General features: G+C 34.7%; 26 protein-coding genes and 1 riboswitch. Of the genes, 12 read left to right on the plus strand and 14 right to left on the minus strand.

What is annotated here, in order from left to right; translation table 11 throughout:
- Positions 1 to 139 precede the first annotated feature (139 nt).
- The 3 genes from ACONDI_RS08475 to ACONDI_RS08485 are packed head-to-tail and all read right to left on the minus strand — an operon-like array spanning position 140 to position 3375.
- On the minus strand, positions 140 to 1540 hold the full coding sequence (locus tag ACONDI_RS08475; protein WP_241078100.1) for an FAD-binding oxidoreductase: 1401 nt from the start codon (positions 1538 to 1540) through the stop codon (positions 140 to 142).
- A gap of 30 nt (positions 1541 to 1570) precedes the next feature.
- Positions 1571 to 2569, minus strand: coding sequence for an electron transfer flavoprotein subunit alpha/FixB family protein (locus ACONDI_RS08480; protein WP_241078101.1), 999 nt, complete (start codon positions 2567 to 2569; stop codon positions 1571 to 1573).
- A gap of 2 nt (positions 2570 to 2571) precedes the next feature.
- Positions 2572 to 3375: an electron transfer flavoprotein subunit beta/FixA family protein gene (locus ACONDI_RS08485; protein ID WP_241078102.1), complete on the minus strand. Its 804-nt coding sequence runs from the start codon at positions 3373 to 3375 to the stop codon at positions 2572 to 2574.
- 314 nt (positions 3376 to 3689) lie between these two features.
- Between ACONDI_RS08485 and ACONDI_RS08490 the strand changes: the two genes are divergently transcribed.
- Positions 3690 to 4178, plus strand: coding sequence for a GNAT family N-acetyltransferase (locus tag ACONDI_RS08490; RefSeq protein WP_241078103.1), 489 nt, complete (start codon positions 3690 to 3692; stop codon positions 4176 to 4178).
- On the opposite strand, the gene ACONDI_RS08495 is transcribed toward ACONDI_RS08490, so the two are convergent.
- The 4 genes from ACONDI_RS08495 to ACONDI_RS08510 form a co-directional block, all read right to left on the minus strand.
- A complete protein-coding gene (locus ACONDI_RS08495) occupies positions 4158 to 4343 on the minus strand; it encodes a hypothetical protein (RefSeq protein WP_241078104.1) in 186 nt (61 codons plus the stop codon). The two genes, ACONDI_RS08490 and ACONDI_RS08495, sit on opposite strands and share 21 nt — an antisense overlap.
- A gap of 43 nt (positions 4344 to 4386) precedes the next feature.
- Positions 4387 to 5868: a CapA family protein gene (locus tag ACONDI_RS08500; RefSeq protein WP_241078105.1), complete on the minus strand. Its 1482-nt coding sequence runs from the start codon at positions 5866 to 5868 to the stop codon at positions 4387 to 4389.
- A 253-nt stretch (positions 5869 to 6121) separates the two neighbouring features.
- Positions 6122 to 8161 (minus strand): heavy metal translocating P-type ATPase, encoded by a 2040-nt coding sequence (locus ACONDI_RS08505; RefSeq protein ID WP_241078106.1) that lies wholly within the window; start codon positions 8159 to 8161, stop codon positions 6122 to 6124.
- A 15-nt stretch (positions 8162 to 8176) separates the two neighbouring features.
- Complete coding sequence (locus ACONDI_RS08510; protein ID WP_241078107.1) at positions 8177 to 8560, minus strand: ArsR/SmtB family transcription factor; 384 nt, start codon at positions 8558 to 8560, stop codon at positions 8177 to 8179.
- A gap of 264 nt (positions 8561 to 8824) precedes the next feature.
- Here ACONDI_RS08510 and ACONDI_RS08515 point away from each other — a divergent pair, with 264 nt between their 5' ends.
- The 3 genes from ACONDI_RS08515 (at position 8825) to ACONDI_RS08525 (ending at position 12352) form a co-directional block, all read left to right on the plus strand.
- Positions 8825 to 10072 (plus strand): putative DNA modification/repair radical SAM protein, encoded by a 1248-nt coding sequence (locus tag ACONDI_RS08515; protein ID WP_241078108.1) that lies wholly within the window; start codon positions 8825 to 8827, stop codon positions 10070 to 10072.
- Entirely contained in the window at positions 10069 to 10833 is a 765-nt protein-coding gene (locus ACONDI_RS08520) for a TIGR03915 family putative DNA repair protein (protein ID WP_241078109.1), read from the plus strand. Before ACONDI_RS08515 ends, ACONDI_RS08520 begins: the two co-directional genes overlap by 4 nt.
- Positions 10834 to 11209: 376 nt before the next feature.
- Positions 11210 to 12352 carry a cation:proton antiporter gene (locus ACONDI_RS08525; RefSeq protein WP_241078110.1) on the plus strand — a complete coding sequence of 381 codons (1143 nt, stop codon included), beginning with the start codon at positions 11210 to 11212 and terminating at the stop codon, positions 12350 to 12352.
- Positions 12353 to 12381: 29 nt separating this feature from the next.
- Here the strand turns inward: ACONDI_RS08525 and ACONDI_RS08530 are convergent, their stop codons facing one another.
- From ACONDI_RS08530 to ACONDI_RS08540, 3 genes are read right to left on the minus strand one after another with little or no spacing between them, the layout of a single operon-like run.
- Entirely contained in the window at positions 12382 to 13533 is a 1152-nt protein-coding gene (locus tag ACONDI_RS08530; RefSeq protein ID WP_241078111.1) for a Ger(x)C family spore germination protein, read from the minus strand.
- Positions 13520 to 14608, minus strand: coding sequence for a GerAB/ArcD/ProY family transporter (locus tag ACONDI_RS08535; protein WP_241078112.1), 1089 nt, complete (start codon positions 14606 to 14608; stop codon positions 13520 to 13522). The genes ACONDI_RS08530 and ACONDI_RS08535 overlap by 14 nt, the downstream gene beginning before the upstream one ends.
- A 10-nt stretch (positions 14609 to 14618) precedes the next feature.
- Positions 14619 to 16235 (minus strand): spore germination protein, encoded by a 1617-nt coding sequence (locus ACONDI_RS08540; protein WP_241078113.1) that lies wholly within the window; start codon positions 16233 to 16235, stop codon positions 14619 to 14621.
- Between the two features lie 229 nt (positions 16236 to 16464).
- Here ACONDI_RS08540 and trkA point away from each other — a divergent pair, with 229 nt between their 5' ends.
- Both trkA and ACONDI_RS08550 read left to right on the plus strand, forming a co-directional pair.
- Entirely contained in the window at positions 16465 to 17811 is a 1347-nt protein-coding gene (gene trkA, locus ACONDI_RS08545) for a Trk system potassium transporter TrkA (RefSeq protein WP_241078114.1), read from the plus strand.
- Between the two features lie 139 nt (positions 17812 to 17950).
- Positions 17951 to 18886, plus strand: a complete 936-nt coding sequence (locus tag ACONDI_RS08550; protein WP_241078115.1) for an NAD-dependent epimerase/dehydratase family protein — start codon at positions 17951 to 17953, stop codon at positions 18884 to 18886.
- A 91-nt stretch (positions 18887 to 18977) separates the two neighbouring features.
- Here ACONDI_RS08550 and ACONDI_RS08555 read toward each other — a convergent pair whose 3' ends face one another.
- Positions 18978 to 19157: a hypothetical protein gene (locus ACONDI_RS08555; RefSeq protein WP_241078116.1), complete on the minus strand. Its 180-nt coding sequence runs from the start codon at positions 19155 to 19157 to the stop codon at positions 18978 to 18980.
- Positions 19158 to 19237: 80 nt separating this feature from the next.
- Positions 19238 to 19330: riboswitch (cyclic di-GMP riboswitch) on the minus strand.
- Positions 19331 to 19614: 284 nt separating this feature from the next.
- Here ACONDI_RS08555 and ACONDI_RS08560 point away from each other — a divergent pair.
- From ACONDI_RS08560 to ACONDI_RS08575, 4 genes are all read left to right on the plus strand, one after another.
- Entirely contained in the window at positions 19615 to 19827 is a 213-nt protein-coding gene (locus tag ACONDI_RS08560) for a hypothetical protein (protein WP_241078117.1), read from the plus strand.
- The gene (locus ACONDI_RS08565; RefSeq protein ID WP_241078118.1) at positions 19820 to 21244 is read left to right on the plus strand and encodes a class I SAM-dependent methyltransferase; all 1425 of its coding nucleotides are present in this window, start codon (positions 19820 to 19822) and stop codon (positions 21242 to 21244) included. The genes ACONDI_RS08560 and ACONDI_RS08565 overlap by 8 nt, the downstream gene beginning before the upstream one ends.
- A complete protein-coding gene (locus ACONDI_RS08570; RefSeq protein WP_241078119.1) occupies positions 21241 to 22794 on the plus strand; it encodes a sulfatase-like hydrolase/transferase in 1554 nt (517 codons plus the stop codon). The genes ACONDI_RS08565 and ACONDI_RS08570 overlap by 4 nt, the downstream gene beginning before the upstream one ends.
- An 89-nt stretch (positions 22795 to 22883) precedes the next feature.
- Positions 22884 to 23072 (plus strand): hypothetical protein, encoded by a 189-nt coding sequence (locus tag ACONDI_RS08575; RefSeq protein ID WP_241078120.1) that lies wholly within the window; start codon positions 22884 to 22886, stop codon positions 23070 to 23072.
- A gap of 57 nt (positions 23073 to 23129) precedes the next feature.
- Here ACONDI_RS08575 and ACONDI_RS08580 read toward each other — a convergent pair whose 3' ends face one another.
- The gene (locus ACONDI_RS08580) at positions 23130 to 23825 is read right to left on the minus strand and encodes a metal-dependent hydrolase (protein ID WP_241078121.1); all 696 of its coding nucleotides are present in this window, start codon (positions 23823 to 23825) and stop codon (positions 23130 to 23132) included.
- 232 nt (positions 23826 to 24057) lie between these two features.
- On the opposite strand from ACONDI_RS08580, the gene ACONDI_RS08585 reads away from it, so the two are divergent.
- Positions 24058 to 24672, plus strand: coding sequence for an inorganic pyrophosphatase (locus tag ACONDI_RS08585; RefSeq protein ID WP_241078122.1), 615 nt, complete (start codon positions 24058 to 24060; stop codon positions 24670 to 24672).
- A gap of 106 nt (positions 24673 to 24778) precedes the next feature.
- Complete coding sequence (locus ACONDI_RS08590) at positions 24779 to 25159, plus strand: Asp23/Gls24 family envelope stress response protein (RefSeq protein WP_241078123.1); 381 nt, start codon at positions 24779 to 24781, stop codon at positions 25157 to 25159.
- A gap of 89 nt (positions 25160 to 25248) precedes the next feature.
- On the opposite strand, the gene ACONDI_RS08595 is transcribed toward ACONDI_RS08590, so the two are convergent.
- Both ACONDI_RS08595 and ACONDI_RS08600 read right to left on the minus strand, forming a co-directional pair.
- Positions 25249 to 25389, minus strand: a complete 141-nt coding sequence (locus tag ACONDI_RS08595) for a hypothetical protein (protein WP_241078124.1) — start codon at positions 25387 to 25389, stop codon at positions 25249 to 25251.
- A gap of 17 nt (positions 25390 to 25406) precedes the next feature.
- Complete coding sequence (locus ACONDI_RS08600) at positions 25407 to 25691, minus strand: hypothetical protein (RefSeq protein WP_241078125.1); 285 nt, start codon at positions 25689 to 25691, stop codon at positions 25407 to 25409.
- Positions 25692 to 25807: the final 116 nt, after the last annotated feature.

A 25807-nucleotide genomic window follows, 5' to 3' on the forward strand; every position in this document is an offset into this window, starting at 1 on the left:
CTTTAAAAAGCTCTTTAAATGAGTTAACATAAATTCTTTTATGTGCTAAGATTATATAGAAAACTTTAATATATTTTTAATCTGTATTGGGGGCTTTTTAGATTAGCCCCCTTTTTTTATATCTAACCACTTAAACCATCTAGACAAACTTATTTGGGTTAAAAATACCATTTGGATCAAAAGCCTCTTTAATTTTTTTCATTATCTCGTATTCTGTAATAGATAGCTGCTTTTTCAATTCATTTTTTCTTAAATACCCAATTCCGTGTTCTCCTGTAATCGTACCGCCCAATTCAATAGTTGCTTCGTATATGCTCCCTTTCAGTTCATCAAAATAATCCGGTTTTTCATCATTTTCTTTCAAAATAAATACATGAAGGTTACCATCCCCTGCATGAGCCAAAATTGGTATCCTGGTATTAAACTTATCAGCGAGCTTGTCAATTTCATCTATCAAACCGGCAAGTTTACTTCTAGGAACTGTCACGTCAGGCATATCTACAATGTCTTTTTCCACCGAAGGAAGTACATGACTCCTTGTATCCAATATAGATTGCTGTTCTTTAGTACTCTCTGCAATCCAAATATTTAAAACTCCATGTTTTTCACAAACCTTTTCGACTAATTCGCATTTTTCATAAAGAGTATCTTCGTCTTCTTCAGCCATAAAAGCTATCAAGTCACATTTACCATCATCAGTAGCCGGCCAATTTTCACCTAAATCCTTTGCAGTCATTTTTATCTGATCTCTTTCGACATACTCTACAGCCTGGGGGATTACCCCTGCTTGAATAAGAGCAGGTACTGTACGAAAAGCACTGCCTCTATCTTCATATGACATTATCAAGATAGCTTTTGTCTTTGGTTCTGGCACAAGTTTCAATACAACTTTTGTTATAAATCCTAAAGTACCTTCACTTCCTATCAAAAGGTGTCTTAAATCATATCCTGCATTGTTTTTTAATAATTTTCCGTCTTTACCTCCAAAATTGACAATTTCCCCATTCGGAAGAACCACTTCCATCCCCAAAACCTGATCCCTCATAACACCATAACGGATAGCTCTTACTCCACCGGCATTCATGCTCACCATTCCCCCTACATGAGCACCTTCATCACCGGGATGAAGAGGAAAATATAGGGTATCGTGCTTTTTCATCTCTTTTACCAGATCCCCTAGGGTAACAGCTGTATCACAGGTTACAGAGAGATTTTCTTCGTCAATTTCGTGGATCTTGTTTAACCTTTCATCAGAAACTATTATACTTGGCTTATCAGGAATCGCATTAGCAGCCAGGGCAGTTTTTCCCCCTTTTGGAACGACAGGAATTTTTGTTTCATTTGCAAGCTTTAATATTTTTGATATCTCTTCGGCATTTTTTGGCTTTACCACTACACAACCTTCAACTGGCTCTGGTGCCACTAGCTTATAAGAATCCATTGTATGTTCTTTTGCATAGCTTGAAACCCCTTCATTATCGGTTACAACCCATTTGTCCTCAACTATCTCACTTAATCTAGATATAATCTCTTCTTGCATATTAAAACCTCCCCAATAAATTTAGATAAATTAGCTGACAGCAGCCTTTATATTTTTAGTCAAACTTTGAACTACCTGCCTCCAGTCAGCTACAATTCCGTAATCCGCAATCTCAAAAATAGGGGATGATGGATCATCGTTAATTGCAATAATAACTTCAGAATCCTGCATCCCGGCTATATGCTGAGGTGCTCCGGAAATTCCACAGGCTATATATATCCTGGGCTTTACCCTGTTCCCACTGTAACCGACTTGATGTTCTTTGGATATATAGCCTTCCTCAACCACATCCCTAGAAGCTCCTACTTCACCACCAAGTAGCTCGGCTAGTTCTTTTAGGATTTCAAAATCTGATTCACCTTCAAGCCCTCTACCTCCAGCGATAATTACCGAAGCTTCAGTAATATCAATACTTTGTTCTCGAAGTTTTTCTAATATTTTTAGAGGGAATTCACTCTTAAACTCATACTTCTTTTCAATAACTTCCCCTTCTCTATCCGTTTTTCTTGGTGCTTCTGCAAATTCTTTGTACCTTACAGTAGCAATCTGTGGATAAGTTTTAGTTTTAATATGGGCCAAAATGTTTTCACTAAAGGCAGGCCTAATCTGAACAAGAGTTTTGTCTTCTTCGTCAATCTCAAGTCCAGTACAATCAGCAGTAAGTCCGGTATCTAATTTGATAGCTATCCTTGGCGCTAAGGACCTGCCAAAATTAGTGGCTCCAAATAAACATATCTTTGGAGAAAGTTCGTCTAGTAAATCAAGCAGGGCATCTTTGTAAGCCATTACATTAGGTAATTTAAATTCATCGTTTTGCAAATAAAATACTTTGTCTGCACCTCGGTAGGTAAGCTCACTCACATCAATCCCCGAAGGACCTAACACCCCTGCTATAAGAGGCTCATCTAATACATCACACAGTTCCCTCCCTTTATTCAATAGCTCATAACTCACTTTGTGAATCTCACCGTTTGTCTGTTCACAAAAAACAAATACACCCTTGAAGTTTTTATTATTTTTGTTATCCATCATTATCCCTCCATAAATTTAAATTCTTTAAACAACTCAAGAACTTTTTCTACCCCTTCATCTAGCTCTTCTTTATCATAGATCTTACCTTCTCTTTCCATTGGTGGGGGTACTACTATCTTTTTCACTTTAGTTGGCGAACCTTTTATACCTAAACTTTCTGGTGGTATGTCCTTCCCAATATCTTCACGCCCCCAGACTGGTATTTCTGTTTTCCTTGAGTTTAATTTATCTCTTAGAAGTGGAAGTCTAGGATTATTTATGTCTTTAGTTACACTTATAAGGGCTGGAAGTTTAAGCCTTGTCAAAAAACTACCATCAAAAGCCTCAAAAACAACTTCTATTCCTTCTTTGTCAACTTTTTTAACCTCAGACACAAAAGAAGCATTAGGTAAATCCAAAAATTCTGCAACCTGGGGACCTACCTGGGCAGTATCACCATCCACACTCATAACACCAGTAATAATTAAGTCTAGTTCTTTAATTTTCTTTATAGCATTAGATAGAATAAACGATGTTGACCATGTATCAGAACCCGCAAAGCTCCTATCATTTAACAATATCCCATCGTCTGCTCCTCTAGAAATAGCATCTTTTAGAGCTTCTTTTGCCGATGAAGGCCCCATGCTGAAGGCAGTAATTTCACCACCATATTTTTCTTTTATTTGTACTGCTGTCTCTAGGGCATTCAAATCAAAAGGGTTTACTTCAGTACCTGCTGACTTTCGATCAACCACTCCCTTTTCAGTATCAAATTTTACCTTCTCCATATCCGGCACTTGCTTAATCAAAACACCAATTTTCAAAATTGATCCCTCCTGGTTTTATTTAGTAAATTACACCTAAGTTAATAACGTTTTGCAATGTTTCTTCGTTGTAGGTTATTAAGTTTTAGATAACTTTGGATTGATGGTCTAATGGTCTGACCAATTGCTTTGTTATAATTATTCTTTAAAAAATAAAAATATCCTTCTTATTATTTAAATTTTTTTAAATTTACTGATTATTTTTTATAAAGTGAAATTTTTCTCACCACTTGAATTAAATATAAATAAAATATAAAATCAAAATGGCTTTTAAAGCAAAATATTTTACTTTTAGGATTTAAGGGGATGGAGCTATGATTGTTAGAAGAGGAACTAAAGACGACTTCAAAAGACTAGATTGGGGTTGGAATAAAGATTATCCCACTAAAGAAATGTTCATAAATAGAATGAAAAATGGAGTTCACGAATTTTGGGTGGTAGAATCAAAAGAGGTCTCTGAGCTTTTAGGAGAGTTTCATATAGTACTTGAATCTCCAGATAAAGATGAAGCCGATGGAAAAAACAGAGCTTATTTGTGTGTTTTTAGAATACACCCTAGCTACAGGGGAATAGGGCTTGGCAAAAAGTTAAAAGAAAAAGTATTTTCTAGAGTTGAAGAACTTGACAAAATAGAACTTACTATAGGAGTAAAAAAAGAATCCCCTAGGATAAGAAGCATGTATCATAGATGGGGATTTACAGAACTAATCAAGAAAAAGTACATAGATCACCATAATATCAATTATTATGGTGAATACTCTAAGCTGGAGATACCAATTGAGTTATATTTGAAAAAATGCTGATACGAGTAGCATCCCATTTTGGTCTAACAAGCCAAGAGCATATAACACAAACAAAATCAAAGCACCAATAATTGCAATCTTTACTACCATTCTAACTAAATTCCAGATTACTTTTAAGACAACCAACCCTACAAGAATTACAATTATTATTGTTAAAGGATCCATAGCATCACATCCTTAAAAATTGATAATATAAACATTTTGACAGTTAATCAATACCTTCACTTAATTCTTTTAATTTAACTTTAATCCTCTGGGCCTCTTCACCATCTAATATAACTGGCCTAAAATCATTTCTATATTTTACAGATGAGATACTTATTGGGATTACTTCCCTGTATGTGTTAATTAATTCGCCTCCATTAAACTCAAAATACTGCCTGTATATCATGGAATCTTTATCAGATGGGTTTCTATTGCCACCAAAGGAGAAGTTCCCCAAGCTATATATTATATTAACACCTTCATATTCTTCTATACCCTGCAGTATATGTGGATGATGCCCCCATACCATGTCTGCACCACTTTCTACTGACATTCTGCCTATTTCTTTTTGATAATAATTGGGATAGTAAGTATACTCTTCTCCCCAATGATATGACACAATTGCCAGATCTGCTTCTTCGCTTGCCTTCTCTATCTCTTCTTTTATATTATTTCTATTATAATAGTAGTCTCCACTCCATCCTGTGAACCCTAACATTTTTATAGTTATTCCGTTTATCTCTTTTGTATGAACTATTCCATTGCCAAAATAGTCTATTGCTTCATTATCAAGGGCTCTTTTAGTATCTTTGTAGCCTCTTTCACCAAAATCAAAAGTATGATTATTCGCCAGATTAACTGCATCAATTTCGCCTTTACTTAATATTCTACTAAATCTTGAAGGACCTAAAAAAGTAAATTTTTTGTCCACCCTGTCGGAATCATCATCTGACAGTACTCCTTCTAAGTTAACTAAAGAAATATCGCTTTCTTCAAAAACACCTCTAACATCTTCAAAAAAGTACCCATAATCTTCCCCTTGTTTTTCAAACTCATGCATAAAACTATACCCATAGCCATGTCTACTATCATAGCCTAAGGTTGTATCGCCGGCTACTGCAATACTTATCACGGTGCTATCTTCTTTGATATCACCTAGGTCATCATTTATCATATCAGGATAGTAATCATATTCTTTACCTATTTCTAATTCTTTATCTTCCTCATCTTCTTTTTCAAATTCTTTATATTTATTTTCCTCTTTATATTCATCATCCTTTAAATCTTTATCTTCGACTTTGCTATCTTCGTACTCATTCTTTTCTTCTTTATCTTTTTGTGATTTCTCATTTTCTTTAGTTTCTGTTTCTTCTACTTTGTCTGATTGATTCTTTTCCCCTTCGGTTGAGTCTTTATCCTGGACTTTATCGCTAATAAAAGGTTCCTCAACGTTCGGCTCATATTCATAATTACCATCTAGCTTTACAGTAATTAGATTATCAGAATAAAATACATAACTATTAAAAACAGCTAAAGAAAATAATACCATAATAATAGCTGTTATTTTTGCTGCTATTTTCTTTTTATCAACTTCCTTCTCTCTTTCATTTAACTTTATTTTGTAACTTACATAATTCATAACAAAAAACAAAGTATACAAAATTCCAATGCCATAATTAGCGTAGCCTATGTATATATCAATCATTTACTATCCCCTTATAATATATTTTTACTGCCCGCCTGAATACTATATTTTTCTATAAATTTGGAAATTTACCTCTAAACAATTTTATATTTTTAATAAAAAAATATATCACGTTCTAGCATAGTTATTTTTTTTACACTTATTATATATGATTATTTAGCGTTAAATTGTCAGCTGATATGCAGGCAGCGTTTTTCTAGCCGGGACTTATATCTTACAAAGCCCCGGCTTTTTGCTTTACATTTTATCTTTGCTACGAAAAACTTAACCTAAGGGAGTTCATTGCTGCAAGAAACATAACTCCAACATCAGCAATTACTGCCTGCCACATAGAAGCTAGTCCCATAGCCCCTAACAAAAGAACCAATCCTTTAACACCTAAAGATAAAATAATATTTTGCCAAACTATCCATCTGGTTTCTTTAGCAATAGATATAACCTTTTTAAGTTTGCCTGGCTCATCAGTCATCAACACTATATCAGATGATTCAACTGCTGCATCCGAGCCAAGCCCTCCCATAGCAATGCCAACATCTGCCCTTGCTATAACAGGAGCATCGTTTATTCCATCTCCAACATACAACAGCTTTGAATCATTTTGCCTCTCATCATAAATTGCTTCAAGCTTTGATAGTTTTTCTTCTGGCAATAGTTCTGCATATACTTTGTCAATTCCAAGCTTTTTGGCTGTGGAGTTAACAGATTCCCACACATCACCTGATAATACTGCTATATTATTGATTCCTGCTTTTCTAAGATATTGTATTGTATCGCTAGCCCCTTCTTTTAGTGTATCACTTGCTTTGATATTGCCAACATACTCACCTTCAACTGCCAAATGTATAACGGTGTTTGATTTTTCCCCCGTACTTTTTAATACATCCTCACTACCAATTATTTTTTCTCTTTCCATGAGTTTGTTATTACCTGCCAGAAGCTCTTTGTCATCTTTTAATTTTACTTTAACTCCCATGCCCGGTAGTTCTTCATAGCTTTCATAGTCATAACTTTCATATGATCCAGCTACCCCATCAATTTTTTCTTCACTAAAGTCACTTTCTTTAAGCTCACTGTATGCTTTTTTGACGGCTTTGGCCAGTGGATGTGTTGACGGCTCCTCTGCTACAAAAGCAAGTCTCAAAATCTCTTCTTCACTGTAGTTTGACGTAGAATTTATCTCACTTACTTCAAACTCCCCTTTAGTTAAAGTTCCAGTTTTGTCAAAAATCACTGTATCTACATGGTTTAGAGCTTCTAGATAATTACTTCCTTTTATCAATACACCACTTCTAGAAGCCTTACCTATCCCACCTACAAAACCTATCGGAATAGAGACCACAAGGGCACAAGGACATGATATTACTAAGAAAACTAAAGCCCTATAGATCCATTCAGAAAAAGTCGCCCCCTGTAAAATAAGCGGAGGTACAAAGGCAATAGCCATCGCAGCAAAAACTACTACAGGTGTATAATACCTTGCAAACCTGGTAATAAACTTCTCTGTAGGAGCTTTTTTGCTTGAAGCATTTTGTACAAGGTCAAGAATTTTAGAAACACTAGAATTCTCAAATTCCTTGGTCACTTCTACAGTTAATAAACCGGTATTATTAATAAAACCTGCTAGAACATCGTCTCCTTCACTTAGACTTGTAGGAAGAGACTCTCCGGTTAATACCGATGTATCAGCAGTTGATCTGCCCTTTAAGACCTTACCATCTAAAGGTACTTTTTCACCTGGCTTTATTATAATTATATCTCCGGGTTTTACTTTAGATGGAGAGACTTTTTCATGACCTTCTTTTGTTTTTAAATTGGCATAGTCAGGTCTAATATTCATAAGGGATTCAATAGACCTCTTTGATCTATTAATTGCTGCAGACTCTAATAAAACACCAACTTGATAAAATAGCATAACTGCTGCACCTTCAGGATATTCACCAATCAAAAATGCCCCAATTGTAGCAATACTCATCAAAAAGTTCTCATCAAATACCTGTCCTTTGGTTATATTCCTACCTGCTCTAAAAACAACTTCTCCACCCGCAAGTATATAACTAGCAAAGATAAGTCCAAAATAAACTTCTGTAGATAAACTAAATATCGTAGATACATTTAATATCAATGCAGTAGAAAATAGAATTATACCAAGAATTACTCGGTAAAGTTTTTTTCGATGAGAAGACAAACCAGCTTTTACTCCGTTATTATCTTCCGCTCCCGTATCAAAATTTATCTCAGAATCACAAGTAGGACAGCCACAACTCGAGGTATTAGAAGGAGTATTTGCACTCATTTTCCTGCCTCCATTTCATTCAATAATATGCATATAACCTTCATGAAAAATCTTTTCAACATGATCATCGTTCAAAGAATAATAAACAACCTTACCATGTCTTCTTGACTTAACCAGGCGGGACTGTTTTAATACCCTTAACTGATGAGATATAGCTGATTGTTTCATATCCAAAAGAACTGCCAGATCACAAACACACATCTCGCTCTCAGACAGGGCATACAAAATCCTAACCCTTGTACTATCACCAAAGACTTTAAAAAGCTCTGCCAAATCATACAAATTTTCATCCGGCGGCATTTTATCTCGAACTTCGTCAACAATTTCACTATGAATAACCTTTGAATCACAAAGCTCCAGGTTATTTTTATCCTTTTCATTCTTTTCTAAAGAGGACATCTTTTACTTCACCTTCCCTTTCTTGAACATGTGAGCAATTGTTCAAGTGTTCAATTGTTAGTTACATTTTATTCTTTTATTAATCATAATGTCAAGATGAATTTTAGCAGGATGAATTTTAGCAGGATTTTTTAGCAGGGTTAAAAATTTTGCAGGATTTTTAGAACTCTAGTTCGAATACATGCAAGGAAGTATTAATATAACTTCTTGTACTGGAATCAGAATTTAGACAAATTAAATCCGAAATGCCGGGAGTTGGTATTTATGAACACTGAAGAAAAACTTACTATCCTTGCCAGAGCAGCCAAGTATGATGTTTCCTGCTCTTCTAGCGGCTCTACAAGGTCTAACAAAAAAGGAACCCTTGGCAGTACTCACAAAAGCGGAATCTGCCACAGCTGGACAGAAGATGGCAGATGCGTATCTTTACTTAAGATCCTTTTGACTAACTATTGTATATACGACTGTTTGTATTGTGAAAACGGTGCATCTAATGATATCAAAAGGGCTTCTTTTACCCCTGACGAAATTGCAAGCCTAACAGAAAAGTTTTACAGAAGAAATTATATTGAAGGCCTTTTCTTAAGTTCAGCTATTATGAAAAACGAAGATCATACAATGGAGCTTCTAACTACCGTTGTCAAAAAATTAAGAGAAGAATACGCTTTTAATGGATATATCCACATGAAGGCTATCCCAGGAGCAGACCAACGGCTTATAAAAGAAGCCGGAAGCCATGTAGATCGCTTAAGCATTAATATTGAGCTTCCTACCAAAAGAAGCCTTCAGCTATTAGCTCCAGAGAAAAATAGCAAGCATATAATCTCATCTATGAAAACAGTTAGCCAAAAGATAATAGAGAGGACAAAAGAAAAGAAAAAGTTCAAAAAAGCTCCTTCTTTTGTACCCGCAGGCCAGAGCACTCAGCTAATAGTTGGTGCAAGTGCTGACAGCGACCATGATATATTACGCCTTTCTGAAAACTTATACCAGAACATGGGGCTTAAACGTGTTTACTATTCAGCATTTATCCCTGTCACAAACAAACACCAAAATATACTACCTGCTGTTAACAATCCTCCATATTTAAGAGAGCACAGATTGTATCAAGCAGACTGGCTTCTCCGTTTTTATAGATTTACAAGCAAAGAGTTATTTTCTGACACAGGTAAAAACCTATCCCTAGACCTTGATCCAAAAGCTCACTTTGCCCTAAACAACTTTCACCTCTTTCCCGTAGAGATAAATAAAGCAAGTAAAACCTTGCTTCTTAGGGTCCCCGGTATAGGGCCAAAGTCAACTAAGAAAATCATAATGGCAAGAAAACACGCATCCCTTGGGTTTGACGACCTTAAACGTATGGGGATTGTACTAAAAAGGGCCAGGTATTTTATAACCTGCAGGGGAAAATATTTTGGCGGAGTACCATTTAAAAAGGATATTATAAAAAATAGACTCATAGCAGGGCCAGAATACAAACAATTATCTCTGTGGGAGAGTGGTATAACATGAGCTTAACAATTTATTATATATATGATGGAAGTTTCACCGGACTTCTAAGCGCCCTATATTATGCCCTAAATGATAAAGAAAAAGACAAAAACAAAAATATTTACATACTAAAAGAAAACACCCAAATAACCCAGGACCTTTTCGCAGAGTACAAAAAAATAAAACCTGATGAAGACTTAGCTAATCAAATATCAAAAAAAATCAAATCTGATATTTTAAGTAACACTCTATCCAAAATCTATTATGTCTTTCTATCAGAACTAGACGGGGTAGAAAATATAATTTTTGACTATTTGAAAATTAGTTTTAAAGAGGGCAGCCAAATTGATGAAATGCTATCTAATAAAACCGTAGATAAGCTTAATAAAATAAGAAATAAAGTCTCTAAGGAGCGACATCGAATGCTTGGTTTCTTACGCTTCAAAAAATTAAATATGGGTATCTATTACGCCCCGATGGAACCTGATTACGACATATTGACCTTAATAGCACCCCACTTCACTAAACGTCTTGGAGATCAGTCCTGGGTCATCCACGACGTAAAAAGAGAAAAATGCGCTCTCTATAACCAGGAAGATTTGATATACACAATTGAGAATATCCCTGCTGATAAGCTAGTAGAAGATAAAGAAGAACAAGAATTCAAAAACCTGTGGAAAAAATATTTTGACCACGTAACCATCAAGGAAAGAAAAAATTTAAAACTGCAGCAGCAGTTCCTCCCCAAAAAATACTGGAAATATCTCCCCGAAAAAGAATAAGTGGCATGAAATTTTTTCAAGCTGCAAAAAGTCTATTCACATAATATAGTGTTTTTAATTGATACATCTAAGATTTGACAGCAGTTGAAATAAGGCTGCCTAATTAATGAACTCATCCTGAGACAGGTTAGCTAATGACCTCCTGTCATTAGGCCTTATTTCTCCTGCTTTCTCATCAAGATGTATTGTAATTAAAAACAAAACTTTGTTCATATGACTTTTTGCAGCCTGAATCAAAATTTAATTGCATACACAAAATAAAAATACATCTTTCATACCATAAGCGAGTTTTTAATTTGGACTGTCCTGCAAATTCTTACGAGCGTTGGTATGAAAGATGTATTTTAGAATCATAATTTATTTTCGAGGTGTCATAATGCAAACCATACTATTACTTGGCGGCGCTATTTTACTATTATTTTTCCTCACTGCTCACGCCTTCTACAAATTACGAATACCTACACTTCTTGGTTTTATTCTTATTGGCTTTATTCTATCTGGAATTTTTAAAGGTGAAGAAATTAATTTCATCCATGATATTGGACAAATTAGTTTGGTCCTTTTATTTTTTTTGGTGGGGTTAAAGTTTCCTTTAAATTATTTAATTAATATTTTCAGTAAAATTTGGCAGGTAGGTTTTTTGGACATCTTTTTAAATTTTGGGGTTAGCTTTTTGATAGCTTATCTATTTGGCCTTAACTTCTTAAATAGCCTAATCATTGGTGGGGTTGTCTATGCCACAAGCTCCTCGATCACAAAGAAAATGCTTGAAGAAACAGGCCGCCAAAGCACTCCTGAGGCAGATTTTAAGCTTGCATTCCTTCTCTTTGAAGATATAACAGTTCCGATAATAATAACATTATTAACATCTTTATCCTTAGGAGAAAAGATAACCTTTCTCTCGATCTTATCAATTCTATTAAAAGTAATAATCACCATCGCAGTAGCTTTAATCTTTACAATATACGTCTTTAGAAGGCTAGAACTTTTTGTCAAAAGATATCTAGACGCAGATTATATGCCTCTTTTTTTAATGGCTATAACTTTTATCACCGCTGGTGTGGCTTTATATTTTGGCTTATCCAAGCTGCTTGGAGCTTTCTTAGCCGGGGTAATGATATCAGAAACACTATGGGGTGAAGAGCTTTACGAAAAGATCCTGCCCCTCAAAAATTTACTGCTTCCCTTTTTCTTTTTCTGGTTTGGTACTTCAATATCTATAGGAACAGACGTTATGATGCCTGTATTACTTACGATTTTGGTTATCTGGGCAGTACTTGGCAAATTTATTTTAGGGTGGTTTGGAGGCCGTATCTACGGCCTTTCCAAAAAGAGCTCACTTAGAGCAAGTTTCTCTTTGATTCATCGAGGAGAGTTCTCAGTTATTATAGCTAGTATAGCTGATAGCACAGCATTAATAACCTTCAGTGGGCTGTTTATCATTCTAACAGCAATCATTGGAGTAATGTTATTTCATAAGTCGCCTTATATTTCAAGCAGACTTTTTTCTTATATTTAGCCAGTTTTAACTTATACATCAGTTTATTTTTATCTTCTAAGTCCAGGTCTTCTTATTTCAGTTTCGACTTCAACTGCCACTTCTAAGTCTTCATATACTTCATCCCAATCATCTTTTAGCTTATAGTAGATATCTGGGGCAGTCCTATATAGAAGATCACCAAAACCAAATATGTCCGCTTCGTGCTCCTGTGAGACTTCTAAAGCAGCGATAACTTCATTTGCTACACTCTGCGACACTCTGTGATTTAACTGCTGAATATTTTCAGTTGTATCAATTTGGTACCTTCTAACTTGATTTTCAGAAAGTCTGCCCACTACACTTACCTCTATAGATGCTTTTAGTTCATCTGGAGTTGTATTTTCGTAAGAAACTTCGCTTTTTGCATCTAGAATATCTATACTTAACCCTTTTTCTTCATCAAAGGGATTTTGAATGGTAACTGCCCCATCTACTCTACGAGGATTTAAAACCCAGTTAACTCCTCTAGACTCTTTAAATACAAAAAAACTTGCAAATTTATCCTCTTTGAACAAAGAACCGCTTAACACTTCAAAACTTTCTTCTTCCTCATCTCCTTCTTCTTTCATAATATGTCCCATCATAGGGTCAGAGGTTTCGTTTAGAAGAGCCATCATATATTCTCGTAAATCTGCTATATAATGTCTTCCTTTATCCATTAATATATGTAGTTCTAGTGTTCTTGCAGGGAGTTCTTCTATCAGATGAGGTGTTTCTATTATTTCTGACGCTTCTTCGTGGGCAACATACAAATGATTTCTTATATTTATATCAGGATGTCTAAGAAAAAAATCAAGTTGCTCTTCAACGCCTTCTTCAGCTAGCTCATGACCAAAAATTATTACTTGGTTATAACCTAGATATAATTCTCTTCCGGTTTTTCTTCGTATACCTTTTATTGCTTCTTCTATTGTGTAAGCAGTTGTGCTAACTGTGATAAAATCTTGACCTGCTTCACCTTCTTCTCCTGCCCCTTCTATTTCAATTAGCTGAACTGTCACCTCGACCCTGTCATCTTCTTTTGCAGTATCTATCCCAATCATCTTCACTAAAACCCGATTTTCTATATCAAGGCTGTCCCAACAACCAGATAGGTTAAGGGACATGGATAAAGATATTAATATTATTAATACCTTAGATTTCTTATTAATTTTCTTCAAAGCTTATCCTCCTTAAATAGCTCAGTAACAAAAGAATTAAAGGAAAACCTCCGTTTATAAAAAAATAAATAGGAGTTGACCATTCTATTAGTTCAAGCAAATGTATATAGTTATCTATGAAGTAATGACTGAAAACAAAAAACATAATAAAAAGCAGTGGAATAGAACAATTATAATTTGGCATAGGTATAAGTTTTGATGTTAAAAAAGCTACCACGTAATAAAAGATAGCGATTTTAAGTATTCCCCCTACAACCCATACAGCTAGTATTACAACATCTATGTTTTCTAACAATATTAATCCACCTATATACCTGGAGTTTGTTAGAAATGGAAAAGTTAACTCTATAGATAAATCCGGGCCAAGAAGCAAAAGTATAGATAAAACTGACATTAGCATAAAAGTACCGTTAAAAAATACTACAAGAAGCAAAGTTTTGTAGACATTCTTTAATTTTTTTACAGAAGGTGCTATTATAAGAATGATAAAGATTTCACCAAAAAATATTGTTCCAGGTAGTGCCCCTTCTAAAAGTGGAGATATTCCTTCATGTAAAACTGGCCTTAAGAAAAGAAAATTCCATTCGTTGATATTCAAAAGTGCTGCAAACAAAAAGCCGAGAATAAGGAATGGAAAAAAGAACTGATTGGTCCTAGCGATGGGTTCTAAGCCTCCATATACTAAGATACTAGCTATAGCCAAATGAGAAAGATCAAAAAACCACAAAGGCGTCATATCAAAAAAACTAATTAATAATAAAGCGGAGACTTCTCTAATAATCAAGATGTTTAGAAAAAAATAAGCTATAATGATTAGCAGTCCTATTCCTTTTCCGGGTATTTTCCCTATAACTTTTTCTGTGAATTTGATTAAATCAGTTCGCCCCATTCGCCTAATAAGGGGTATGTATATAAGTACTAACAAAAAAGCATATCCGGTAAATAATAAAACGGCTATGTGGCTATCCTGCCTTGCCCCGTCAATAATTTTAGTTGGAGCGGTTAAAATGGCAGTGGGTAAAATAGCTGTTATTAATAGCATCCCTGTCTGAAATAAAGAGATTCTTTCATTCATAAAAGAACTCCTATTCTTCTGTGATTTTATATTTAAAGAAAAATTTACTCAGCTTTGGGCTTTGTCTTTTCTTATCTTTTGCTTCAAAACTTTTTGGTCTACCTCCCTGCAAAAAATAAGGAGTACGCATAATAAAAGCTTTAATATCTGCTAACTCAAAAGGTGCCATTGGGCTAAGATAAGGCACGCCAAAAGACCTCATACTAGCCAGGTGATATAACATCAATAATACCCCTGCCATCACTCCATACATGCCCAAAAGTGCTGCTAAAATTGTAAATATAAACCTTGGTAATATTAGTGATCTAGTAAATTCAACATTGGGTATCAAAAAGGAAGAAATACCTGTCACAGCTCCGATAATTACACCGATAGAACTTATGATGCCAGCTTCAACTACCTGCTGCCCGAGTATAAGGGCTCCTATAATACTGACAGCACTTCCAAAAGCGAGAGGAATAGTAGCACCTGCTTCTCTTAATGATTCGAAAAAAACACCAACAATTATCATTTCTATAAAAGCAGGGAAGGGCACTCCTTCTCTACTGCCATAAACCCTGGCCGCTAAAATAGTTGGAATTATTTCAGGGTGAAAAGATATAACAGAAACATAAAATGCCGGAAGAGCTTCACTTATAATAGCCGCTACGTATCTAATCCACCTGACTATAAATATGTAATGATACCTGCCATAAAAATCAGCAGGTGAAATTAAATTCTCAATAAAGAGCATGGGAACTATTAAAGAGGTTACCGTTCCATCTATCAAAACAGCAGCCCTTCCTTCCAAAAGACCAGCAGATGCCACATCGGGGCGCTCTGTTAGAAACTGCGAATTAAATGGCGACAGTGGATTATCGTCAATCATTTCAGAAAGATTAGTAGCACAAATCAGTTGATCCACGTCAAGACTATCAAGTCTTCTAGTTACTTCCTGAATTATCTTTTCATTACAGATACCTTCCATCCATAGAACGTTAACTTTAGTTTTACTACGACGCCCTATTACAAATTGTTTCACCTTCAATTCAGGACTTTTTATCCTGCGCCTAATTAACCCCATACTAGCTTTAATGTTTTCATTAAATCCCGTTTGAGGCCCCCTAATAGTCCTTTCTGCTTCAGCTTCAGATACAGCTCGTTCGTCCCAACCTTTTGTGTCGGCAATGATACATTCTGGCGAACCTTCAACAAATACTGCAGTATAACCATCTAATATTTTCTCTACTACAGTATTCATTATGTTCTCATAACTAACATCAGAAACATTTAGTACACGTTCACCCAGGCTTTTACTCAATTCTTTTGACGGTTCGATGGAGATATTAGCAGCTCTTTGTTCAAGCATTAAAGGTTTCAGTATATCTTCATTTATAATTTGGTCATCTGTTAATGAATCCACAAAGACAAGTAAAATCTTTATCTTCTTGTTGTTTGAATCATTGATGTATAAAGTTCTGTATTCAAGATCTCCTTCATTATTTGAAAATATTTCATTTTTTAAAGTTTTCTCATTCTCATCCACTTTCTTACTTATATACTGCTCATTATTACTAGACTCTTCATAAAAAATAGATTTATTAGGATCTTGAATTTTATTTTTTATCTTGTTTATTAATTTTTTCATCTAGCTACACCACCTCTTTTTTAGCTTTTGGCAATTAAATAATTATAATGCCAATTTTGTATCGTTAAATCATGGAATTATAGTTAATTATTTATTAATAAATGTTTATACATTATAAGAAAAATTATTGAAAAGCTAATTATAAATAAACTGACCCACTAGTTTATATTAAATGACTAATAAATATAATGTTGATTCGTCAAAATTTATACCGAAAGGAAAAGATATAATGCATATTATAGTAATCGGAGGAAGCAGAGTCGGAAGGGAACTATCCAAAAAGCTAATCAGAAAAGAACAAAGCGTAATAATGATAGAAAAAAATGAAGCTAAAGCAAGGGAAATAGAAAAAAACATCAAAATCCCTGTTGTAGACGGCAACGGTGCAAATATAGATGATCTAAAAAAGGCAAAAGTAAAACACGCCCAGATGGTCATAGCAGTAACAGAAAACGATGCAGTTAATGTTATATCATGCATGCTTGCAAAGCACTTAGGAATACCTTTGACTGTCGCCAGGGTATTACAGCCGGAAAGTGTTGGAGCAGGACATTCATCAGGACTATCAAAATCACAGCTTGGTCTTGATTTTGTAATAAATCCAAAGAAAGCACTCGCTCAAGAAATATCAAAGCTTATCCAATTCCCCTATGCAGGAGAGATTGAGCAGTTTGCAGATGGCAGGGTAACTATTGCAGAAGTTGATGTAGAGTCCGACTCTAAGGTCATAAATCAAAAGTTAAGGGATATAACTTTGCCAGAAGGCTGCATGGTAATGGGAATTAAAAAAACTAACGGCAAATTAATACTCCCTGAGAACAATGACATTATAAAAGAAGGGGACAAAATATATTTAGCAGGTAACACCTGTATTATTGAAGATGCAAGTTTTGAAATAGTCACCGAAAAGTCTTCATCAAATAGAGTTGTTATCCTTGGAGGTGGTAAGGCAGGCTTTCATCTGGCAGAATTATTAGAAGCAAGTCCAGAACATAATTATCTGATCAAAATTATCGAAAAAGACCACAGTAGGTGCTGTTATTTAAAAAGGAGCCTACGAAAAAGTATAATCCTTGAAGGCAGTTACTTTAATGAAGAAGAAATAGAAGAAGCAGACGTATTAGTTTCGTTAACAGGCGATGACAAAACCAATATAATAGCCTCAATAATGGCACAAAAAAAGGACATTAAGATTTTTTCTGAAATTAATGATCTTTATTACAACAATATTTTTGAGGCTGTTGGGATAAAAAAAATTATTAACCCACATTTAATTACCACATCTCAAATATTACGGTTTGCAAGAAAAGAAAACATAGTATCTCTTGTCATACTACAAAATGAAAATGCTGAAGTCATGGAGATTCTTCTGCCTGAATCCTCTCCTGCTTCAGGCAGAAAGATCTGCCAGATAAATTTACCTCCAAAATTAAAAATAGGTCCAATTGTTAGAGATGACAAGGTTATCATACCTGATAAAGATACTGTTTTTCAGCAAAATGATAGAGTTATAGTATTTGCACCCTTTTCGATGAATGACAACAAAATACACAGCTATCTTGTTCACTCTAAATAACACCTATCTCCACCCTTGTTCATTCTTAATTCTATTGCCTTCTTTGCAAAACTTCTCTTGGTAATTCCTCCTACTTGTAGTAAAATGTTGGTATGACTAAATATTAAAAAAAGTATGAAAATTGGGAGGGATTTTTGAGGTGACCTCATTAATAACTGGAGGAAGTGGATTTTTGGGATCAAGTATTGCAAGAGAATTAATAAGTCAGGGAGAAAATGTTGTCCTTTTTAACAGAAGTGGCAAACAAGGTATGATACCCGATTCAATAGTTGACAAAGTAGTTTTTGAACAGGGAGACCTCGCATGCTGGGCTGAGGTTTTAGATGTAGTTAGTAAGCATAAGGTTGATACAATTTATCACTGTGGTGCATTACTATCAGGAAGTGCCGAAGAGTCTCCATTAAAAGCTTATGAAGTTAACACCCTTGGAACGTGGTACATTTTGGAGGCAGCAAGACTCTTTGATGTAAAGAAAGTTCTTTTTGTTAGTTCTATCGCTTCTTTTGGTTCTTATATAGAAGACCCTGTTCCAAACACTGCCCCACAATATCCAAGCACTTTGTACGGCGTTAGTAAGGTCTCTTCAGAAAGGCTTGGAGAATATTACAAGACAAAATTTGACGTTAATTTCAGAGGTGTTAGATTCCCTTCTGTTATAGGTCCAAAAAGAGGTGAAGGCGGTGCTTCAGCTTATTCCTCTCTAGTCTTTGAAAAAGCTGTCTTAGGTGAGCCTTACTCAATATATGTAGAACCCAACTCTAAAATTCCACTGCTGTATATTAAAGATGCGGTCAAAGCATTGATAGAGTTAGGAAATGCAGATGAAAACAGTTTAAATTACCGTATGTACAACATCCGCGGATTCTCCCCTACAGCCAAACAAATTGTAGAAGAAATTAAAGAGATCCTCCCAGATGCAGAGATCTCCTTTGACCCTAACCAGGATATGATAAATATAGTAGATGGTTGGCCGGATTGTCTAGATGATTCTGAAGCACAAAATGACTGGGGCTGGAAAAATGATTATAATATAAAGGACACATTACTTGATTTCAAAAATGAATTAGAGTGTTAACAGCTAAATTAAAATAAAAGATATCGAACAAAAATAGTTGTATAGGTGCAAGATCTTATCTGGGTCTTGCACTTTTATTTTTAGTTTTTAATCACTTTATATTATTTAAGAATTCATCTAATAACTTCTGGGCTTTTTCTAATTTTACAAGGCCATTAGAAGATATTTCTTCTTCTCCTCTTTCTAATCTTTTTTTCTCTTCATTTACAAATTCTTTTACAATCTGCAAAGCATTTTTTAGAATTTCTTTGTTATTTTCACCGATACTCATATGTTTCACACCATCCTTTTATTTATTCCAAAAAACCCCCAGATTAGGGGGCAGGTCAGCTAATAAAACCATCAATATGTTATGGCAGTCTGGCGGTCATGCACTTTTTACTAGAAGTGGTTAGACCCATGACTTTGTGCCCCTAATTTTCATTAGGTTTACCCTTTTCATTTTTTAAAAAATTTAAATTTTCTAATAATTTACCTGAATTGCTTTGCGTACATTCTTTACTTCTACCTTTACTTCTACGCAACTTTTATATAACCTCTAGGTCTTTTGTCCCTTTTTCAGGTTTTTATTTTAAAAATTATTTGAATCAATAGTTTGCAAATTGTTTACTTTTTATTTATAAATGCTTTCCTTACTTAGTGTTAAAATATGATGATAGCATTAAATTACAATGTTCCAATTAAACAATTAATATCTGGATTATTGCTCTTTTGGGGGGAATAGAAGCATGTTTAAGATGAGTATAAACATTATACTTTTCTCTTTGTTAATTTTATTTATGTTCCCGGGAATATCTTATGCCTATCTTGATCCGGGCAGTGGCAGCTTAATATTTCAAATGATCGTAGCAGGTGCAGCAGGGATTGCTTTCGCTGTAAAAGTATTTTGGTATAGAATAAAACAGTTTTTCGGCCTGTTTAGGGGAGGCAGCGATGAGTAATTCTGATCAGCTGCCCTCTTCTTTTAGGGACCCGTCAGGCCAGCTTTTTACCCGGGATAAGGTTTTGTACAGACAGATAAATAACACTTACAAAGAACATTACGAAAAATTAATAAACTCAGGACTCTATGATGAACTGGTAAGTAAAAATCTTTTAATACCGCATAAAGAAGTTGATGTAGAACCCTTTGTACCTGAAAAAGCTTACAAAACAATAAAACCAAAACCTATTTCTTTTATCAGTTATCCTTATGAGTGGAGCTTTAGTCAGCTAAAAGATGCTGCTTTAACCACACTAAAAATTCAAAAAATAGCTTTAGAACACGATATGATATTAAAAGATGCAAGCGCTTATAATATCCAGTTCTACAAAAATAAGCCCGTATTAATTGATACCCTATCTTTTGAAACATACAAAGAAGGTACTCCCTGGGTTTCATACAGACAGTTTTGCCAGCATTTTCTTTCTCCGCTGGCTTTAATGCATTACTGTGATATAAGGCTTGTGGATCTATTTAAAGTTCATATTGATGGAATCCCACTTGATCTAGCAAGCAAACTGCTTCCATCATCTTCTAAGTTGCGTTTTTCTATTTTGTCTCATATACATTTACATGCCAAAAGTCAAAAGTATTACAGTAAGACAAAAAAAGACCCTGATAATTCTGAAGAAAGCTCCAACAAAAGTGAAAATAAAGTGAGTAAGAAAAATATGAGTAGGTTTTCTTTGAAGGGTCTTATAGATAGTCTAGAATCAGCTGTCAAAAAACTGGGCTGGGATCCTGGCAAAACAGCCTGGTCAAACTATTATGAAAAAGAAACAGGGGAAGAGTATATTGAGGACAAAAAGGCCCAGGTAGAAAAAATGCTTAATAGCACTCCTACAGGTACTATATGGGATATTGGTGCTAACACTGGCCTTTTTAGTGAAATTGCAAGCAAAAATGACAATAACAATGAAGTTATCTCAATGGACTTAGATCCTGCGTGTGTTGAAATTAATTATTTAGAAACCAAGGACAAAATCGATAATATTCTTCCTCTTATAGTTGATTTCACAAATCCAAGTCCAGCAATAGGATGGGACAACAAGGAAAGAATGTCCATCTTTGAAAGAGGACCTGCAGATACAGCATTGGCACTTGCCCTGATACATCATTTAGCTATAGGCAACAACGTTCCCTTTCATAGATTGGCCGAGTTTTTCCACAGAATTGGCAAACACCTCATTATCGAATTTGTGCCAAAAGATGATGTCCAGGTAAAACGTCTTTTAAAAAGTAGAGAGGATATTTTTGAAGAGTATACAAAAGAAGAGTTTGAAAAACATTTTAATAATTATTTTGAGATAAAAGAAATGGTTAACATATCAAATTCCAAAAGGATCTTGTATCTAATGGAGGCTAAACCAATATGAAAACAAACGTCAAAACATACATTGAAAAACTTCGATCAAATTGGAAAGACATACTGGTATCATTTTCCCTAGCAAATCTTTTTTTCCTTCGGGTGTGGCATGAGCTTATTTTTGCCGACCCCGAAGGCCAATTTTACTTCAGGACACTTGATCAGGTCAGTATAGCTGCTCTTTTGTTAAATGTATTTTTACTTGGAGCAGTTATTTTGTCTTTATTTATCTTGTTTCAAAAAAATAAAAATAATATATTACAAAAGATCCTAGCCTTTGTTTTATTTGTATCTCTTATTTTTCCTTTAAATGCCCTTCGCCTTCTTGCAACAGAGATTTCTATAACTGATATAGTAGAATTTTTAGGGAGAGCTGGTTTTGGGGTTTTAATCTTCTTAATAGCCGTAAGTGTTGTCTATCTATCATTTAAGCTGCCTGACAGGATTATAAATGCCGTCTCGATTATTTATATAATTTTTTCACCTTTTTTGATACTAAGTTTTGGGCAGGGATTATGGGCTTTTGCAACTACTGATTCATTTGCCCAGGAATCTGTCAGCGAAATGTCAAAGGAGCTCGCACAAGAAGCAGACGAAGAAGCTTCCAAAAGAGTGGTCTGGTTTATCTTTGATGAGCTTGATCAAAGGTTAACTTTTGAAGAAGAAAGGCCAGATGATCTGGAAATTAACGAACTAGACAACCTAAAGAATGATGGTTTTTATGCAACAAACGCCCATGCACCAGAAGATGAAACAATTCTATCCATGCCCGCGTTCACTATAGGGGAAAAAGTAAAAAACGCAGATCCAAAAGGGCCAGCAGAATTAAAGCTAACCTCAAAAGAAACAGAAGAAACTTTTAACTGGAGCGAGCGTAAAAACATTTTTGATGAGATAAGTGTCCGAGGAGGTAACAGCGCTTTAAGCGGTATTTATTTGCCCTACTGTAGAATAATAGGAGACTCACCCGACATTTGCTCCTGGCATCCATTTGGAACAATTGAACATAATAAAGAATATAATTTAACAGAAGCTATGTTTAATCAACTTCTAGCCCCTTTTGCAATTTCGCCTTTTAATCAAAGAAGGCACGCGATTAACGTACACAAGTCGGTTTATGATGATGCTAAAGAGCTGGTAACAAACCCAAATCTTGATCTAGTTTTAATTCACTGGTCAGTTCCTCATTTCCCCTGGATTTATGATAGAGAGATGGCTGATTTTAGTGTATTTAATTATGATCTAAATAAGGGTTATTATGATAATTTGGCCCTTGTAGACCAAACGATCAAAGATATGCGTCTAGCAATGGAATCTGATGGTACATGGGATGACACCTATTTTATTGTCAGTTCAGATCATCCCTGGAGGATGCATCTTTTCCCCACTTATGATGAAAAGTTTGACCCAAGGATTCCCTTTATAATTAGAACACCAGCAGAAAATGAAAAAGTAACACATACTGAGGATTTTAACACAGTGCAAACTTATGATATAATATTAAGTATACTAGATGGTGAGCTTAATTCGGCTGAAGAAATATCCAACTGGCTAAAATAATTATAAGTTTTTGCCAGATTGGAGTTTCATTTGTTTTAGTTTTCAGAATTTTCTTGCTTTTTTGCTTGTAAGGCGGATGGAGTGATGAAATGATTGCAAGAAAAGATTGTCCAAGATGTAACGGCAGAAGCTTTTCTTTAGATTATAGGAGAACTTGGCTATGTCCTTACTGTGGAAAAAATTTGACCAAACTACCTACCAAACGATACGTGCTTCAAAAGTTTAGAGGTGATCAAGATAAAAAACAACATAAAAAAAGCAATACAGAAAAATTATGATTCTGGTGCTTTTTGCACCAGAATCAATTATAGCTCATTACAGAATATATTTTATAGCTATAATTCGCATGAAGAGCCAGGTTCAATAGCTATTACCTCTACCCCTGGAGCCTTCTCAGAAGCTAATGATTTAAATTTATCCGCTGTCTGCTCAAGGATAGGGAAGGTCCCATAGTGCATTGGGACGACAGCTTTTGGATTTAACATTTTTAATGCATAAGCTGCTTGAACTGAATCCATTGTAAATACACTACCTATAGGTAATATAGCAAGGTCTATGTCATATATCTCGCCAAATACCTCCATAGTATTTATTATCCCGGTATCTCCTGCATAATATATAGTTTTGTCATCTTCTAGGGTTATAATATAGCCTGCCGGATCACCTGAAGTAGAAGAATGAACTGCCTGAGTCATTGTAATTTTTATATCTTCCACTTCAACAGTTCCTCCAACATTCATACCTGTACCATAAACCACCTGTTCTTCTGATACACCTTCATTTTTTAACATTTCCATTATTTCAGGTTGTCCAACCATAGTTGCTTTTGTTTGTTTTAGAATTGCTGCCGCTTCACCCAAATGATCGAAATGATCGTGTGTTATCAAAACAATATCAGCCTTATCAACTTCTTCAGCTTTTTTTTCATTTGAAGGGTTGCCATCATACCATGGGTCAATTATAATTGTTTTCCCTTTTGAAGTATTAATTTCAAATGTAGCATGCCCTAACCACTTAACTTCATTAGACATAAATTATTCCCTCCTTTATTTGTTAATACCTTACTTCTATAATTCTCCTTTATATGGAGAATTTATACTGTATATTTTTCTGTTCTCTATAATAAAAGTTTTTCCTGCCACAAATCAATAAATAAAAACGAATAAATATAAGATAATTGGTAATATTAAGCAGGATTAAAGATATTAGTGATGAACTATATGTTAGGGAGCTATAAATTTTGTTTGTCTAGGAGGTAAGCTTATGGGTGATCAAAGGTTCAAAGCACATCCCTGGCACGGGGTAAGTATTGGAGAAAATTGGCCAGACACCGTCAATGCCTTTATTGAAGTTGTCCCAAGTGATACAGTTAAATATGAATTAGATAAAGAAACTGGTCTACTTAAAATTGACAGGCCACAGCTATATTCAAACATTTATCCATCTTTATATGGAATGATCCCTCAAACGTACTGCGGTGACAAGGTAGGAGATCTTTGCAAAAAGAAAACCAATCAGGAGGAAGTAAAAGGCGATGATGACCCTCTAGATATATGCGTTTTGACCGAAAAGATTGTACCACATGGCGATATTTTATTACAAGCCCGCCCTATCGGAGGTTTTCGTTTGCTTGATGATGGTGAAGCCGATGACAAAATCCTGTCAGTTTTAGTAAACGATGCCCTATATGGAGACTGGAATGATATAAGCGATTGTCCTGAAACTGTTATCAGGCGTTTAGAACATTTCTTTTTGACATATAAACAAATGCCAGAAGGCCAGGACAAAAAATGTTATTTGGCAGGGCGCTATGACAAAGAGGAAGCGTTTGAAGTTATAAGACTTTCTTATGAGGATTATCTGGACAATTTTTCTTAGAGTGTAATAGTACAAATTTAGGCATATTAGCATTATAATTCACATAACTTACAAATAAGGTTACTTAATTAAGACTTGATTTTAGTCTAAAGAGGAGGAGATTTTAATGACTGTGCAAAAATACAAAGGAGATAGTGTTTATATAGTAGATGATGTTTTGAAAACCATAGCAGGGATAGCGGTTAGTAAAGTAGACGGTGTTCAGGAAATGATGGGTACTTCCGTGGTGGGAAATCTAGCAGAAAAAGTAAGAAAGAAAGATATAAGCAGAGGTATTAATATTCAGAGAACAGAAGATGACAAAATAAATGTCGCTGTAAGTGTTACTATTAGATATGGTATCAAGATCCCAGAAATATCACAAGATATACAAAATGCAATAAGAGAAACCATCCATACTATGACAGGGTACGAAGTTGAATCAATTAAAGTAAACATTCAGGGCGTTAAGTTTGATTCAGAATTAAATCAAGAAGAAAACGAATAAGCAGGATTAGCATTCTTAAAACCATGTATGCTTCCCCCGATCCATCTATTATTAATCAGGATCGGGGTTTTAATTTTCTTCCAAAAAACTTAAAATTTTATCATCAAATTCATATTTTTTGTCATCAAAAGCACCATGCCCATGCTTCTCCACCCGTCTCTATCTCCAAAAGTAATATAATCCATCTTTCTATTTTGGATTTCGTGTATGCCTCGATTATAAAATATCATTCTTATGAGATTTTCTCCTAATTGTGTTCCAAATATTTCTTTATATGCTGTTTACATTCTGATGAATTGACTTTATTAATAAAGTCTTGATTTAAAGGTAATTTTATTAATTTCAAATATTTAGCTCTATATTGTAAGCCATAATTGACATAAATATGTTTCATTTTGTTAAGGCGTGGTTCAATAACTTCTATATCTCCTAAGCTAAGGATAGCATAAGTTAACTCATCAACAATAGCTGTTGGTGAATCAGTAACATAAGCTGGAATGTTGTTTTCATTATAAAATATAACGCTAGACATAGTACCCTCCCCTATCCTTATGTATAAATAATGGTTTATAAATTATGGTCACATACCCTTAGTTTGTCATTTAATTGAATAATTATGTATTTAAGTTTTCCAATTCTTTCATTTTC

The sequence above is a fragment of the Natranaerofaba carboxydovora genome, from assembly GCF_022539405.1.
Lineage (GTDB): Bacteria > Bacillota > Natranaerobiia > Natranaerobiales > Natranaerofabaceae > Natranaerofaba > Natranaerofaba carboxydovora.